8 protein-coding genes, 2 tRNA genes, 3 rRNA genes and 1 pseudogene are annotated in these 15,867 nt (G+C 39.5%); 7 read left to right on the plus strand and 7 right to left on the minus strand.

The window, feature by feature from the left end; translation table 11 throughout:
• Nucleotides 1-8: 8 nt before the first annotated feature.
• Complete coding sequence (gene pdaB / locus FPV17_RS01115) at nucleotides 9-770, minus strand: polysaccharide deacetylase family sporulation protein PdaB (RefSeq protein WP_144557477.1); 762 nt, start codon at nucleotides 768-770, stop codon at nucleotides 9-11.
• Between the two features lie 124 nt (nucleotides 771-894).
• Between pdaB and FPV17_RS01120 the strand changes: the two genes are divergently transcribed.
• The 6 genes from FPV17_RS01120 to FPV17_RS01145 all read left to right on the plus strand — a co-directional run bounded on the left by FPV17_RS01120 (nucleotide 895) and on the right by FPV17_RS01145 (nucleotide 6,688).
• Nucleotides 895-1,134: a hypothetical protein gene (locus FPV17_RS01120; protein ID WP_035395712.1), complete on the plus strand. Its 240-nt coding sequence runs from the start codon at nucleotides 895-897 to the stop codon at nucleotides 1,132-1,134.
• A 269-nt stretch (nucleotides 1,135-1,403) separates the two neighbouring features.
• A 16S ribosomal RNA gene (locus FPV17_RS01125) occupies nucleotides 1,404-2,951 on the plus strand.
• A 303-nt stretch (nucleotides 2,952-3,254) separates the two neighbouring features.
• Nucleotides 3,255-6,191 (plus strand): 23S ribosomal RNA (locus tag FPV17_RS01130).
• Nucleotides 6,192-6,399: 208 nt separating this feature from the next.
• A 5S ribosomal RNA gene (gene rrf, locus FPV17_RS01135) occupies nucleotides 6,400-6,515 on the plus strand.
• The 16S, 23S and 5S rRNA genes sit together here with 2 tRNA genes alongside, the layout of an rRNA operon.
• Nucleotides 6,516-6,533: 18 nt before the next feature.
• Nucleotides 6,534-6,608 (plus strand) — tRNA-Asn (locus FPV17_RS01140).
• 7 nt (nucleotides 6,609-6,615) lie between these two features.
• Nucleotides 6,616-6,688 (plus strand) — tRNA-Thr (locus FPV17_RS01145).
• A 132-nt stretch (nucleotides 6,689-6,820) separates the two neighbouring features.
• Here FPV17_RS01145 and FPV17_RS01150 read toward each other — a convergent pair.
• From FPV17_RS01150 to FPV17_RS22570, 5 genes and pseudogenes are all read right to left on the minus strand, one after another.
• Nucleotides 6,821-10,231: a DEAD/DEAH box helicase gene (locus FPV17_RS01150; protein ID WP_144557479.1), complete on the minus strand. Its 3,411-nt coding sequence runs from the start codon at nucleotides 10,229-10,231 to the stop codon at nucleotides 6,821-6,823.
• The gene (locus FPV17_RS01155) at nucleotides 10,218-11,030 is read right to left on the minus strand and encodes a Hachiman antiphage defense system protein HamA (RefSeq protein ID WP_035398642.1); all 813 of its coding nucleotides are present in this window, start codon (nucleotides 11,028-11,030) and stop codon (nucleotides 10,218-10,220) included. The genes FPV17_RS01150 and FPV17_RS01155 overlap by 14 nt, the downstream gene beginning before the upstream one ends.
• A gap of 247 nt (nucleotides 11,031-11,277) precedes the next feature.
• Nucleotides 11,278-11,694: a tyrosine-type recombinase/integrase gene (locus tag FPV17_RS01160; protein ID WP_144557481.1), complete on the minus strand. Its 417-nt coding sequence runs from the start codon at nucleotides 11,692-11,694 to the stop codon at nucleotides 11,278-11,280.
• A gap of 26 nt (nucleotides 11,695-11,720) precedes the next feature.
• Nucleotides 11,721-12,332: a CPBP family intramembrane glutamic endopeptidase gene (locus tag FPV17_RS01165; RefSeq protein ID WP_035394507.1), complete on the minus strand. Its 612-nt coding sequence runs from the start codon at nucleotides 12,330-12,332 to the stop codon at nucleotides 11,721-11,723.
• Between the two features lie 737 nt (nucleotides 12,333-13,069).
• A pseudogene (locus tag FPV17_RS22570) lies at nucleotides 13,070-13,522 on the minus strand (tubby C-terminal domain-like protein); the annotation flags it as partial.
• A 333-nt stretch (nucleotides 13,523-13,855) separates the two neighbouring features.
• On the opposite strand from FPV17_RS22570, the gene FPV17_RS01170 reads away from it, so the two are divergent.
• Entirely contained in the window at nucleotides 13,856-14,392 is a 537-nt protein-coding gene (locus FPV17_RS01170) for an RNA 2'-phosphotransferase (RefSeq protein WP_144557483.1), read from the plus strand.
• Nucleotides 14,393-14,917: 525 nt separating this feature from the next.
• On the opposite strand, the gene FPV17_RS01175 is transcribed toward FPV17_RS01170, so the two are convergent.
• Nucleotides 14,918-15,754, minus strand: a complete 837-nt coding sequence (locus FPV17_RS01175; protein WP_144557485.1) for an MBL fold metallo-hydrolase — start codon at nucleotides 15,752-15,754, stop codon at nucleotides 14,918-14,920.
• Between the last annotated feature and the right edge of the window lie 113 nt (nucleotides 15,755-15,867).

Consider the following 15,867-nt stretch of genomic DNA (forward strand, 5'->3'; position numbering starts at 1 on the left):
TTATGATTTTAGTCTACTTCAGTGTTGTCAGCATTTGTGTTCGACATTAATTCTTCTATGGTTGAAAATTCGTAGCCATCTCGTTTTAGCTGCTTTAATACGGTTGGTAAAGCGGCAGCTGTTTGTTTTACTGTATCTGACGCATGAAACAGCAACACATCTCCTGAACCGGTTTTGTCCGTACTGTTTTTAATGATTGCCTCTGTACCCGGATTTTCATAATCGTAAGAATTAATGCTCCAGTGAATGATATCAAGATTTTGTTCATCTGCAAGTTGCAACGTTCTTGATGAAAATGCACCATTTGGCGGCCGTAATAAAGTAGGGACTTCTCCTGTCAATTCTTCAAGTACTTGTTTACTACGTCTCATGTCTTGAGCCACTTGATCCTCGTTTAGTGACGTATAATTCTTATATTTATAGCCATGACTACCGATGGTGTAACCAGCATCGGCAATTTCTTTCACTAAATTTGGATACGTCTCTGCCCAAGACGCTAATAGAAAGAAGGTTGCATGTTCAACATTCTCTTGCTCAAGTATTTCTACGATTGGTGAAACATTATGTTCGCCCCAACTAATATTGAAGGTAAGAGCAACTTTCTGGCCACTATCCTCCGCTTTATAAAATGCTTGAGGGCCATCTGGTGTTGAGAACACAGGCACATAATCCCGCTGTATAACTAGCCAACTTGCTACAAATAAAGCCGCTACGCATATAAACAAAACCGGCTTCCACTTCGTTAAGTTAATGACCCAAATTCCTTTCACTGCATTCGCTCCTTTAAACTCGTCCTCTTATAGAAAAGATATGTCTGTCCGAAAAAAATATGAATAAAATTGCCATCGTTTGAAGAGACTATTTTATTAGGTATTAGAGTGATAGGAGGAACCTATGAGAGGATTACTGATTTCAGAAAAAGAAACAAAGGAACTTGAGTACATATTAAAAAGAGAACTAGAAGAATTGCTTCTTGATTTAACAGATGAACGAATTGATCAGGTTGTTAAACAGTTAATGGTCGAGAAGTATGAAATTGTCCTGAATTTGTATAAACGTGTTGCTTTACCGTGTGATCAAAAAGAATACGTCATTCAGTTGAATCATGTTATGAAAAAAAATAACCAAATGTAGTTGATTTTGTAGATTATTGATGATATAGTAGTCAATACCGCGTTAGAGAAACCAATATCTTCTAGAAAAAAGAAAAAAACTTTTTTCAAAAAAAGATTTGACTTTTCACTTGCGGTCGTGTAAAGTACTAAGAGTCGCCAAGAGAGATCGAGGCGCAAACGAGTTCTTTGAAAACTGAACAAAAGCCAAGCGTAAAAAGAGATACAAGGTATCTCGTCAATGAAGTTAGACACAGCTTTAAAATGTGCAAATGAGCAAGTCAAACACTTTTAACGGAGAGTTTGATCCTGGCTCAGGACGAACGCTGGCGGCGTGCCTAATACATGCAAGTCGAGCGGACAGAAGGGAGCTTGCTCCCGGAAGTCAGCGGCGGACGGGTGAGTAACACGTAGGTAACCTGCCCCTTAGACTGGGATAACTCCGGGAAACCGGAGCTAATACGGGATAATAAAGAGAATCACCTGATTCTCTTTTGAAAGACGGTTTCGGCTGTCACTAAGGGATGGGCCTGCGGCGCATTAGCTAGTTGGTAAGGTAACGGCTTACCAAGGCGACGATGCGTAGCCGACCTGAGAGGGTGATCGGCCACACTGGGACTGAGACACGGCCCAGACTCCTACGGGAGGCAGCAGTAGGGAATCTTCCGCAATGGACGAAAGTCTGACGGAGCAACGCCGCGTGAGTGAGGAAGGCCTTCGGGTCGTAAAGCTCTGTTGTGAGGGAAGAACAAGTACCGGCGTAACTACCGGTACCTTGACGGTACCTCACCAGAAAGCCACGGCTAACTACGTGCCAGCAGCCGCGGTAATACGTAGGTGGCAAGCGTTGTCCGGAATTATTGGGCGTAAAGCGCGCGCAGGCGGCTTCTTAAGTCTGATGTGAAATCTCGGGGCTCAACCCCGAGCGGCCATTGGAAACTGGGAAGCTTGAGTGCAGAAGAGGAGAGTGGAATTCCACGTGTAGCGGTGAAATGCGTAGATATGTGGAGGAACACCAGTGGCGAAGGCGACTCTCTGGTCTGTAACTGACGCTGAGGCGCGAAAGCGTGGGGAGCAAACAGGATTAGATACCCTGGTAGTCCACGCCGTAAACGATGAGTGCTAGGTGTTAGGGGTTTCGATGCCCGTAGTGCCGAAGTAAACACATTAAGCACTCCGCCTGGGGAGTACGGCCGCAAGGCTGAAACTCAAAGGAATTGACGGGGACCCGCACAAGCAGTGGAGCATGTGGTTTAATTCGAAGCAACGCGAAGAACCTTACCAGGTCTTGACATCCTTTGACCACTCTGGAGACAGAGCTTCCCCTTCGGGGGCAAAGTGACAGGTGGTGCATGGTTGTCGTCAGCTCGTGTCGTGAGATGTTGGGTTAAGTCCCGCAACGAGCGCAACCCTTGATCTTAGTTGCCAGCATTCAGTTGGGCACTCTAAGGTGACTGCCGGTGACAAACCGGAGGAAGGTGGGGACGACGTCAAATCATCATGCCCCTTATGACCTGGGCTACACACGTGCTACAATGGATGGTACAAAGGGCAGCGAAACCGCGAGGTGGAGCCAATCCCATAAAGCCATTCTCAGTTCGGATTGTAGGCTGCAACTCGCCTACATGAAGCCGGAATTGCTAGTAATCGCGGATCAGCATGCCGCGGTGAATACGTTCCCGGGTCTTGTACACACCGCCCGTCACACCACGAGAGTTTGTAACACCCGAAGTCGGTGAGGTAACCTTTTGGAGCCAGCCGCCTAAGGTGGGACAAATGATTGGGGTGAAGTCGTAACAAGGTAGCCGTATCGGAAGGTGCGGCTGGATCACCTCCTTTCTATGGAGTTTTTACTCTAGTCGATGTATGACCTCGGGTCATATAGCGCTTTGGATCTTTTGTTCAGTTTTGGAAGAATTCCTCTTCCAATTGAAAATGCGAAGGTAATGGATACCACGCTTAGAACGCCACGTCCTGTGGCAACGCCTGGTACCTACATCCTGTAGGCATGGTTCTTTGAAAACTAAATCATAATCAATCAACTCAAATTAGTTTTGTTCATCGGTGTTACAACTGTTTGAACGAGACGTCAAGAATTCATAAACCTTTTAGGTTAACCAATTGCTTCGTAGAAGCAACAATGGATAAGTTAGAAAGGGCGCACGGTGAATGCCTTGGCACTAGGAGCCGATGAAGGACGCGACGAACAGCGATATGCTTCGGGGAGCTGTAAGTAAGCTTTGATCCGGAGATTTCCGAATGGGGGAACCCACCATCCGTAATGGGATGGTACTCCTGCCTGAACACATAGGGCAGGGTGAGGCAGACCCGGGGAACTGAAACATCTAAGTACCCGGAGGAAGAGAAAGCAAATGCGATTTCCTGAGTAGCGGCGAGCGAAACGGAATCAGCCCAAACCAAGAGGCTTGCCTCTTGGGGTTGTAGGACACTCTATACGGAGTTACAAAGAAACGGAGTAGGTGAATTGTCTGGAAAGACAAGCCGAAGAAGGTAACAGCCCTGTAGCTGAAACTTCGTTTCCTCCAGAGTGGATCCTGAGTACGGCGGGACACGTGAAACCCCGTCGGAATCCGGGAGGACCATCTCCCAAGGCTAAATACTCCCTAGTGACCGATAGTGAACCAGTACCGTGAGGGAAAGGTGAAAAGCACCCCGGAAGGGGAGTGAAAGAGATCCTGAAACCGTGTGCCTACAACTAGTCAGAGCCCGTTAATGGGTGATGGCGTGCCTTTTGTAGAATGAACCGGCGAGTTACGATAACGTGCAAGGTTAAGCTGATGAGGCGGAGCCGTAGCGAAAGCGAGTCTGAATAGGGCGAGTAAGTACGTTGTCGTAGACCCGAAACCGGGTGATCTACCCATGTCCAGGGTGAAGGTCGGGTAACACCGACTGGAGGCCCGAACCCACGCATGTTGAAAAATGCGGGGATGAGGTGTGGGTAGGGGTGAAATGCCAATCGAACTCGGAAATAGCTGGTTCTCCCCGAAATAGCTTTAGGGCTAGCCTCGAGTGATGAGTTTTGGAGGTAGAGCACTGATTGGACGAGGGGTCCCCACAGGATTACCGAATTCAGTCAAACTCCGAATGCCAAAAACTTTAACTCGGGAGTCAGACTGCGAGTGCTAAGATCCGTAGTCAAGAGGGAAACAGCCCAGACCATCAGCTAAGGTCCCCAAGTATACGTTAAGTGGAAAAGGATGTGGAGTTGCTTAGACAACCAGGATGTTGGCTTAGAAGCAGCCATCATTGAAAGAGTGCGTAATAGCTCACTGGTCGAGTGACTCTGCGCCGAAAATGTACCGGGGCTAAACGTATCACCGAAGCTATGGCAATCCCAGTAGGGATTGGGTAGGGGAGCGTTCCAAGGACTGTGAAGCTAGATCGTGAGGACTAGTGGAGTGCTTGGAAGTGAGAATGCCGGTATGAGTAGCGAAAAGAGGGGTGAGAATCCCCTCCGTCGAAAGCCCAAGGTTTCCTGAGGAAGGCTCGTCCGCTCAGGGTTAGTCGGGACCTAAGCCGAGGCCGAAAGGCGTAGGCGATGGACAACAGGTTGATATTCCTGTACCACCTCGTATTTGTTTGAACGATGGGGGGACGCAGAAAGGTAGGGTGAGCGCGCCGCTGGCTGTGCGCGTCGAAGCATGCAAGGCTGGAACATAGGCAAATCCGTGTTCCGCGAAGGCTGAGCTGTGACCGTGAAGGACCCAAGGGTCCGAAATCCCTGATCCTCCGCTGCCGAGAAAAGCCTCTAGTTAGAATACAGGTGCCCGTACCGCAAACCGACACAGGTAGGCGAGAAGAGAATTCTAAGACGCTCGGGAGAACTCTCGTTAAGGAACTCGGCAAAATGACCCCGTAACTTCGGGAGAAGGGGTGCTCTATTAGGGTGTTAAAGCCCGAGAGAGCCGCAGTGAATAGATCCAAGCGACTGTTTAGCAAAAACACAGGTCTCTGCGAAGCCGTAAGGCGAAGTATAGGGGCTGACACCTGCCCGGTGCTGGAAGGTTAAGAGGAGGGGTTATCCCGTAAGGGAGAAGCTCTGAATTGAAGCCCCAGTAAACGGCGGCCGTAACTATAACGGTCCTAAGGTAGCGAAATTCCTTGTCGGGTAAGTTCCGACCCGCACGAATGGTGCAACGACTTGGATACTGTCTCAACGAGAGACCCGGTGAAATTATAGTACCTGTGAAGATGCAGGTTACCCGCGACAGGACGGAAAGACCCCATGGAGCTTTACTGTAGCTTGATAGTGAGTGTTGGTACCATTTGTACAGGATAGGTAGGAGCCTTGGAAGCCGGAGCGCTAGCTTCGGTGGAGGCGTCGGTGGGATACTACCCTGATGGTGCTGACATTCTAACCTCGACCCGTGATCCGGGTCAGGGACATTGTCAGGTGGGCAGTTTGACTGGGGCGGTCGCCTCCTAAACAGTAACGGAGGCGCCCAAAGGTTCCCTCAGAATGGTTGGAAATCATTCGTAGAGTGCAAAGGCATAAGGGAGCTTGACTGCGAGACCTACAAGTCGAGCAGGGACGAAAGTCGGGCTTAGTGATCCGGCGGTGCCGTATGGAAGGGCCGTCGCTCAACGGATAAAAGCTACCCTGGGGATAACAGGCTTATCTCCCCCAAGAGTCCACATCGACGGGGAGGTTTGGCACCTCGATGTCGGCTCGTCGCATCCTGGGGCTGAAGTAGGTCCCAAGGGTTGGGCTGTTCGCCCATTAAAGCGGCACGCGAGCTGGGTTCAGAACGTCGTGAGACAGTTCGGTCCCTATCCGTCGCGGGCGTAGGAAATTTGAGAGGAGCTGTCCTTAGTACGAGAGGACCGGGATGGACATACCGCTGGTGTACCAGTTGTTCCGCCAGGAGCATCGCTGGGTAGCTACGTATGGACGGGATAAGTGCTGAAAGCATCTAAGCATGAAGCCCCCCTCAAGATGAGATTTCCCATGGCGTAAGCCAGTAAGACCCCTTAGAGATGATGAGGTTGATAGGTCAGAAGTGGAAGTGTGGCGACACATGGAGCGGACTGATACTAATCGGTCGAGGGCTTATCCTAAGTTTCTTGAGTTTGAGTAGATGATTTGATTTAGTTTTGAAAGAATCACCGATTCTTTTAACAAGAAGGATTTCATTCCTTTGACAAAGAGCAACAAGAAGATCGAGGACTAGAAGTGCTTGAAGGAAGGAGCGTACTTGCGTACGTGACTGACAGAAAGACACAAATAGGACGAAGAGATTCGCCGTTGATCTGACGTCAAAATAAGTCTGGTGGCAATAGCAAAGAGGTCACACCCGTTCCCATGCCGAACACGGTCGTTAAGCTCTTTTGCGCCGATGGTAGTTGGGGGCTTCCCCCTGTGAGAGTAGGACGTTGCCAGGCTTACATATTTTTTTGCGTTCCACAGTAGCTCAGTGGTAGAGCTATCGGCTGTTAACCGATCGGTCGCAGGTTCGAATCCTGCCTGTGGAGCCATTTTTTTGCTTCCATAGCTCAGCCGGTAGAGCACCACCATGGTAAGGTGGGGGTCAGCGGTTCAAGTCCGCTTGGAAGCTTTCGTATAAGTACTGGTACATTAAGGTTTCTCCGATGATGGAGAGGCTTATTTTTTTGTTTAAAAAGAGGTTTGCAAACAAATTGCAAACCTTTAGTGTGATGATGTGTTAAATTATAAGCAGAGAGAAACCTTATTTTGTCTGAACATCTATTTGAATATTAATGCCATATTTATCAGTAACAATGCAAGAAAATTCAACTTCTAAAATGTCGATTTGATAAGCATAATACTTTGCGATTTCTCTAGGGATAAATCCTAACTGCTCATTGTCACTAAATACCTTTATAGCAAATGGGTCATATTCATTATCCATTTGTCGTTGAAGAATTAATTGGTCACCTACTTTTAATTTCTTAGCAAGTTCAACTCGATTTGTTTCGTAACGAATACCCTTTACTGGAAAGGATTTCTTTTCTTTTGGTCTATCATTTTTTAAATTTATTTTAGATACTACTGTAAATATGTTACGTAAGCTGTATTTTGAGTGTATACCAAAAGAGTGAAGTTCTTCTTGAGTAATGTTTGCAAACCAAGCAATGAAATCTCGGATGTTGGATCCGCCCTCTGACCTTTCAGATAATTTAGTACAAACTTCTCTAGACAAAACTCCTGCTCCTCGGAGCCATAGAGATTGTGAAGAAGATAATCCATGTTTCAATTTCGATGGGAAACTTATAATCTCTTTACTAAAATTATGCCAATCTTCATTTAGAATAAAAGATGCAATGAATATGATAGATGTGATACCCCAAGGATATTTGTAAGAAAGACAATCTTCTATGTACACATTCATTAATTCGTCAAATTGATCCCCTACCGCATTTGTCCATAATGGTTTTAATTCAATAATACTTGCGCCATGTATCCATGCTTTAATAAATGGTTCAAGTTCAGTGTTTTTTATTATTGGTATATTCTTTAAAGCATTTTTTGGTTGCATTTCACTACAAGTGTAAAGACATTTAAGAGCAATGTTCAAAAAAACCTCTTCATTACCATCAATTAGTAAATCTAAATTAAAATTTGGATCATTTCTTAACGTCTCTTCTATTAAAAGACAAGATCTTAAAGATAAACCTGTTCTCGAAAAAACTACCTTTTTTTCTCTACTGTCAATTTCCCAAAAACGTTCTGCATTATTAAGCAACAAATTATTAATGTGGTTAGTATTTTCATTTAATGATTGTATTTTGAATAAAGTATCACCAATAAGTGATTCAATTAATTTCTGATCAGGAGTATCAATTACTTCTTCTACTAAAAAGTTCATTAAAGAAGGTTCAGCAAAATCTGATATAGTTTCTTCTAATACTTCTTGAGTAATTCTACCCTCTTGAAACAGTTGCATAGCAACTGTAAAAATACTTTGAACTCGTTCTAACTCAGAAATATCTTTATATTTATCATAAAGTAATTTATCTCTATAGTTATTTATGACAAATACAATTTGTCCTTCTGTTTCCCTTCCAGCCCTTCCAGCTCGTCCAACTATATTCCAGAAATCACGTACTTTAACAGTTAGACGGTTTTTTGGATTTGCATTAATATCAAGTGAATATACAAGCAGAGTTTTTATAGGTAAATTAACACCTTGCCCAAGAGTATGAGTAGCAACTAAAATTTTTATTATTTTTTTGGTGTAGTCATTCTCTACCGCTCTCCGAACCTCATCTGCTAAATCTCCAAAATGTGGTGCTATACCTCTTCTAATGCATTTTGTAATAAGATTATCTTCCCCATACCATCTAATAGAGGCTTCTAGTGCTTCACTATCATTTATTATTGGAAGTTGAAACTCTGATGCATATTCATTATCTAATGTGTCAATTAACCTTTGAAACGCTTTTAAAACACTATAGACTCCTGCACCACGATTTCTTCCGACAGTGGCACAATATATAAGAACAGATCCTTCACGTAAATATCTATAAGCCAATAAAGCGGTTGTTTCTGCCTTTTGAGTTAACTTTTGTGGGAATGACTTCGTTTTACCTTTTTTAGTGTTCCATTTTAATGGGGAAATAAAATTTGGTATGTATATGTCTTGTCCTGAATTTTCTACATGATTTTGGAAATTAATTTGTTGATCCCAAGAAAAATATCCTAAAAGTCTTCGAGTTGGTTGCCACATGTTACCATCATACTCTCTTGGTGATTGTATCTTTGCATTTTCATCTGTTAACAACCATTTCGCAAAATCGCTACTATCAGAATCAGGCATTACCGCAGATATAAAAATGAAGCGACAGCCTTTTGGAGTAAACCATCTTTTTAATCTTGTTAACAACAATTCAAATTGAGCAGATCGACTATCTAAATTTCCAAGAACATGACCTTCGTCAATTACAAAAAGAGATATATCGCTAAATAAATCTGGTTGAACCCTAATTAGAAAATCAACTTTTTCAGGTGTAGCTACCAGAACATCTGCTTCTTTCATCCAAAATTGGTCTAGTTCATCGATTTCATAGCTTCCAGTTAAACTTGAAACCGAATAGCCTAGTTTTGATAGATGCTTGTTTAAGGTATTCTCTATTTCATTGACTAAAGAGCGGAAAGGAGCGATATATAAACACTTTTTATTCTTGCCGATCTGTTGTAAGATTGTTAATTCAGCAATGAGTGTTTTACCTGCACTTGTAGGCATCTGTATGATAAAGCCATTGTTGTTCTTCAAAATGCCACTTCTTACTGCAGTTATTTGAGACTTCCATAATTCAACTTGCGATAGTCTCTTATTAGGAGGTACTATTTTATTATCTTGATAAGGGTTTAAAGCCAGTAAATTTAAATATGGCTTCCATGTATCAGGAGATTCATAAATTTCATCTGATAATACAGACCAGATACTACGTTTATTAGAAACTTCTATTTTTAATTTTAGAAGTAGAAGAATTGTAGTTAGTGTGGCATCCTTTAGACTAATAGCGGATTTAACTGCTTCTGATATATCTTGCTCATAATCAACAAAATTACCTGACAGTTGATAATCTTTAAATTTACTTACTGCATTTTTCCAACTTATGTTTAAATTATCTATTTCTGAATGTACTACATTTTTATCCATTAACGGGGTTATTGGAATTGCTTGTAACTGTCTTTTTAAAAGTAACACTAAATTTTTTAACAGTTCATTTATACTAGTGTCATTTGAAGATTTTTCTTCAAGAGTATAATTTATTGACCTAAGAATACAAGCAGCATTTGCTTGATAACCAGACAAATCATAACAAAGAGCAGATAAAATTCTTGCATATTCTCTGTCATATTCATCCGAAACTATTGAAAAAGTTTCAAATAACTCTGCAGCGATTTTTAGTCCTTGATTACAAACTTCACTTTGTTTGTTAATAAGTACTTTTGCTGAAGTTGAGCTTAAAAAAAGAGCATAACCCCATATATTAGATTCTTCATAGGTAGGTTGAAAATCTGCTCTCATTTTTCTAGCAAAAAATTGCCCATACTGATTTTTGAAATTCGATGAATTTATCAATTTCGTTATATCATATTCTTTCTTAATTAAATAATCATGTAATTCCATATACTAATCTCTCCCCAACAGTAGGTATCAGAGAATGTGATTCATGCATTAGAGCATCAAGGTTCTCAATTAATAGTACATTTACATGTATACCTTTTTGTAAATCTTTAAACTTATCTAGCTCATCCAATATTTCTTCATTAAATTTATCTTTTTCATGGACTAAGAAGATATGGTGATTGGTCGGGAAATTGGCTTTCTGAAGTACAATTTTATCAAACTGATCAGAAAGATCATAATTTCCTGATGTGTAATAAAGATTTGACATAAAATCAGATATTGTTATGATGGCAGATTGATCGTCTGAAAAGAGCGAATCATGTGCTTTTATACCAATTGCTTTATCGTAAGTTATCTTCGTCTTTGTCTCGCATATGCAAAGTCCGCATACTTGACCGTTTTTATCAAGCTGTACTCCAAACACGTCTATACCAAAAGAAGATTTTTTTCTATTAAGTTTGTATCTTAACTTAATTAAAGTTGTTTCTAGTGAATTAATATCTCGAAGTATTAAACTTGTTATAATTTCACCAAAATCTCCTCTGCGAACATTTTTTTCTAAAGTTTTTTCCAATGGAGGAGAAATATGTGTAGTTAAATACTGATTTAATTCTTCCTTTTTCCTATTAAAATATCTTCTCTTTAAATGACCCGGATCTTTATATGCTAGTAAGATTTCTTCGGCAAGCCATGTAGGGATTGTTAGATCTGTTCTAATATCAGTCTCTGTAGCATCAATGATATTAAATTTGTATATGTGCTTTCCTCTAACTTTTACCCTCAACCAATCCCTTATCATTAGAAATTTCACCTACTCTTTAGATTGTCGTTTTCTATATTTTATCAAATAAATCATAATTATGTATCTGGTTTTTTGATAGTTTTGGAAGGTTTATGGGTATATTTTGTTATTTTCAAATGAAAAAAAGCATGGAAAACCATGCTTAAGAATTTATCTTAATTTGTATAGATTATTTAACCGGAATCCCTTGTAAGAGCATCAGAGTAGCATGCGTATGTCAGCGAATTGAGGGCACGTTTGCATCTTATTTCAATTGATACCACTTTCGGTTAAGGTTGCGAGGAATTACATGTGTACCTAAGCTAGTACAAACAACTGAATCATTATCCTTATATGTCCTTCCAGCTCGTTCTATCTCATATTCTACTCGTTCTTTCCGCTTTTCTAATTCAGTAATAGTTACTTCGTCTAAATCAATCGTACGAGTAAAACTAGCTTTAGTTTTACCATCTGAAGCCCCGTATGGTGTGTGGGTGACAACAGTGCGTAATAAACTGTTTTTAATGTCCACGTCCTTCCAACGAAGACCAAGCACCTCACTACGGCACATGCCTGTCATAGCTGCTAAATGAAAAGCAATATAAAGAGAATCGTGTTTACTAGAATTGAGAAATTGTAAAAGCTGTTTTTCATCCCAAACATGAATTTCTTTTCGCTCAATTCGTGCAGTTTATGTATTGTATTCATTTAATTAACATTCTTCCATTTTCCTGATACAGCAGAGAGCATTAACCATGGTTCAATTTTTAAGTTTATTAAAACATGTGCAATTATAGGGGCAAAGGTACTTCTATCAGTCATTATATAAAGACTAGCTAATAGACATCCCAAAACAGTTGTCGAGATAACAACAGGAATTACTATTTTCACCTCACCGCGCAGCAGTCCCCAAGCTCCGTGAGCCAAGCCAAAAACTACACCTGAGATTAAAATCTGCAAAATATCTGAAATATTTAATCCTTGTAGAAAGTCCATTAAGAATTGTCTAAACAGAACTTCTTCAACAATACCAGTCACTATTGCTGCCCATATTCCAATTAATTTAAGCCAAGATATTTCAAATAAATGTTCTTTTACAAAAGGTAAAGCAATTATTGTATAACCGACATACCCAATTACAATTAACAAGGCAAACAACCATACATATAGATTATCAAAAATGCCGTCTCTAAAACCTATTCGAGTTTCTATAAACCGTTGTGGATCTCCAACAAACCAAAATACAATACTAGTAGTTAAAACGGACGAAATACTAATTAATATCCAAGCTGTCTTGACTCGATCATTAGTTGATAACATAAAACGACCTCTTTCTTACCTTTTATATTTATCAACGTATATGATTTTCAAATTTAATAGTAGTGGCTGGGGTAATTGTTTAAGTTTAATTGTAGTGACTGAGGTAATATTTTTTTATTCCTGGTTTTTGTTTAAGGTTTTATACATTTCAGTTTGTTTTGGGTGTACTTAAAACGAACATATATAAAATTTGTATTCTTCATAAACAGTAGGGGAGTGATTAAAATGGATGATCTTGTAAAACAAAATGATCTTCAAAACAAGTTAAGGTATGTTCACAAGAGTTCCGAAAGTATTGAACAACACCTTAGAAATTCAGTGCACTTGAAATTACTTCTGCAAAACGAAGCTGACGAATTAGGTCATTTGAGGAAGCCAGTGAAATGAAGTTATAGCGCAGTATGATCAAACTGTGCGTTGTGCTCTTGAGGTAACTTGCCCATTAGTTTAATTGCTTCACTAAAATAGATAGATAAAGTTTCTACGATCATACCGTATTAACTGGTCTGCAAACCAAATTGCTACCAAATTAATAATGAAATGATGGAATTAATGAGATCAAACAGGAGAGAGGAACATTAACAATCCCATACTCATGGGCTTCATGGAAAAGTGAAGCCTTGGTATTTTATTACACCTGTGTAAGTGCTGTCACATTAGACTTTTTCTGCTGTCACAAAGTCATTTAATTATTTCAATAAGAAATTGCAAACCTTTACCACTTTAAAGTGTGGTAGTTATATTGAGTATAAAAATGTAATTTCCCCCATTAGTGAAGGGGGATTAGGTTTGTTAATAAGCAATAATAAAGTATGTAAACAAGCCCAAGCTAGCTTTATGTTAATCTCTTCATTATAGATTTTTATGTAATTATTTAGTGTGGAACCTTTTCTTTTAGTAATTGATTCTAGCACCTTTTGGTTGCTTTTGTATAATATTCTATTGCTATTGTCATTTTTAACAAAACTGTATATCTCACCATCTTGACTTATCTCAAACTTTCGAGGGTTAGCCTGCGCAGATATTGGCTCAATGTTAGCCTGATGTTTAATAATGAATTTCCTTTTGAAATTCCAAGATTCTGTAACAATCACTTGAGTGTTTTTTAGGTCTACTATTATTACATTTACAAAAGATTTAGGTTCTCTATATGTCAGTATCTTATCAATAAAACCCTTATTAAAACGTCTAAGAGTATAAACATGCTATTTAATTTTACTGCCACTGCTTCAGCGTCACTATATGTACTGAAATACTCGGGCTGCTTGTAACGGCTGAGAACAACCATTAAATCGCCCCTAGTTATTCAGTTTGCCACATTAATCCTTAATTAGATAAGGGGATAATTGACAAAAGATTAGAAACTAATTCGCAGTATGAAAAAAGGCAAACTTCGTAATATCCATAAACTGAGCGATACCTAGAGAAATTTATAAGAGGCTTCACCCCATGGCATGTAAGAAGAGTAAAATAATAGTATGACAAAATGATTTTTTCAAATATAGAGAAGAGAGGCAGGACTTATGACAAATGATTTGGGTAAATTTCTCAGTCTGATTTTAAGGCACAAACCTGAAGAAATCGGAATTACGTTAGATAAAAATGGTTATGCAAACGTAAATCTTCTTATTGAAAAAATGACTAAGTATGGGAAAAATATTGATCTCGTCACTTTAGAAGAGCTTGTCATCACTGATGAAAAGAACCGGTACAGCTTTAATGAGACAAAGACTATGGTTAGAGCTAATCAAGGTCACTCTATCTCTCTAAAAATACTTATGAAAGAATGTAGACCACCAAAATGTTTATTGCATGGTACCTCTGTTAGTTCTGCAAAAAAAATATTAGAAGCAGGAATATCGAAAATGGAGAGACAATATGTTCACCTCACGGATGATCGACTCACAGCAATAGCTGTTGGTGAAAGACGTGGCAATGCAATAATTCTAGAGGTCGCTACAGAGCAAATGTATCTAGATGGATTTATATTTTATTTATCTGATAACAATGTTTGGCAAACAGAAAAAGTACCGAGTAAATATTGTAGAGTGATTAACTAGACGATATGACCAAAAATGTATGAGTAAACTTTTAGGCTTAGTAATTTTGCTCCAAGTATGTTTTCTGTTACATGCTGTTCTAACTAAAAAGCAAACCAAATTGCTAAGAAACTAATTACAAACAGGTGGAATTAATTAGATCTAATGGGGGAGGAAGGCACCAACAATCCTATATTCACAGGCTTCATGGAAAAGTGAAGCCCGCTCAAAACCCCTGATACAGAAATGGTGAATATTAGGTTGGTGGGGCTCGGCATTTTCTATTTTTAACAGGCTTGTAAGTGCTGTCACAGTAGGCTTTTTCTTAAAAAGGAAAGTCTTTTTCTTTAATCAAAAAGAAATTGCAAACCTTTACTGTGTTAAAGTGTGGTTTTCAGCAATAAACACATTCTATTTCTGTATAAAAAGGGGTTTACCTTATTTCGGTAAAACCCCTTTAGTGCATTTGTTTAATTATTACTCCCACATGTAGCTTCACACTAACATTATCCAACGTGTAAATTCGAATTATGAACCTACTATATGTTATGTATTAAACCAAGTTCCTTCTAAAGCTGATAAATATCTAGTTATTGATAAATTCACTTGATTCTTAGCGTCACTTTTTATTACTCGGTTGAATGCATCATATAAACGTTCATATTGTAGTTCATTTATTCTTTTATGTATTCTTTTAACAGTTTTAATGGGGAGAGGTATTAAATTTGGATAACTGTACATAAGGCTTACCCAATTTTGATCAGCAACAATCCTTATAATATCACCAGTTAATAACAAACCCTTTCCGTCTGCACCCTTTTTCCACTCTAATATAGTACCACCTTTAAAGTGGCCACCTATCCTTTGAAGAACTAAATTGTTTGTTAACTGTAATGTTTCACCAGACCAATAACGTATCTTCTCACTCGACCTAGTAACCCACTCTCTGTCATCCTCATGAATATAAATAGGACAATCAAAGGTTTCTGCCCATTCGACTTGACTTGAATAATAGTGCGGATGGGATAAAGCTATTGCTGCTATTCCTCCTTCCTTTTTTATAGTTTGAATTGTGTCCTTATCTAAAAATGTAATGCAATCCCATAGTAGATTGAAATGATTATCTTTTACTAAATAAGCAGTCTGACCGATACCAAAATTAGGCACTGTTTTTATACTTAGTACGTTATTTTCTTCATCTTTAAGCACATTTTTATAAATACCACTGCTTATTAACCTAGATAATGTTGTCCAATCTTGTCCTTTTGCATTGACGTATTGTCTTTCTTCCTCACAGATAGAACATTTACTGGGTTCATTTATAGATTCATCATACTGAACGCCACAAGTTTTACAGATATAGTTAGTTGTACTATGACTCATTTTCTCATCTCTTTTCTATTGAATGTAGTTTTTTTGTTTTCTCTAGAGTTGTATATGTAAGAATATTATAATTGAGCTTTTCTTTAACCACCTCAATCAAAAGGTGTATACAA

The sequence above is a fragment of the Shouchella miscanthi genome (genome assembly GCF_007725405.1).
Classification (GTDB): domain Bacteria; phylum Bacillota; class Bacilli; order Bacillales; family Bacillaceae_D; genus Shouchella; species Shouchella hunanensis.

Coding starts and splice junctions, on each gene's coding strand:
- FPV17_RS01175 (WP_144557485.1), bottom strand. CDS start 15,754: ATGAGTCATAGTACAACTAACTATATCTGTAAAACTTGTGGCGTTCAG.
- FPV17_RS01120 (WP_035395712.1), top strand. CDS start 895: ATGAGAGGATTACTGATTTCAGAAAAAGAAACAAAGGAACTTGAGTAC.
- FPV17_RS01150 (WP_144557479.1), bottom strand. CDS start 10,231: ATGGAATTACATGATTATTTAATTAAGAAAGAATATGATATAACGAAA.
- FPV17_RS01165 (WP_035394507.1), bottom strand. CDS start 12,332: ATGTTATCAACTAATGATCGAGTCAAGACAGCTTGGATATTAATTAGT.
- FPV17_RS01155 (WP_035398642.1), bottom strand. CDS start 11,030: ATGATAAGGGATTGGTTGAGGGTAAAAGTTAGAGGAAAGCACATATAC.
- FPV17_RS01170 (WP_144557483.1), top strand. CDS start 13,856: ATGACAAATGATTTGGGTAAATTTCTCAGTCTGATTTTAAGGCACAAA.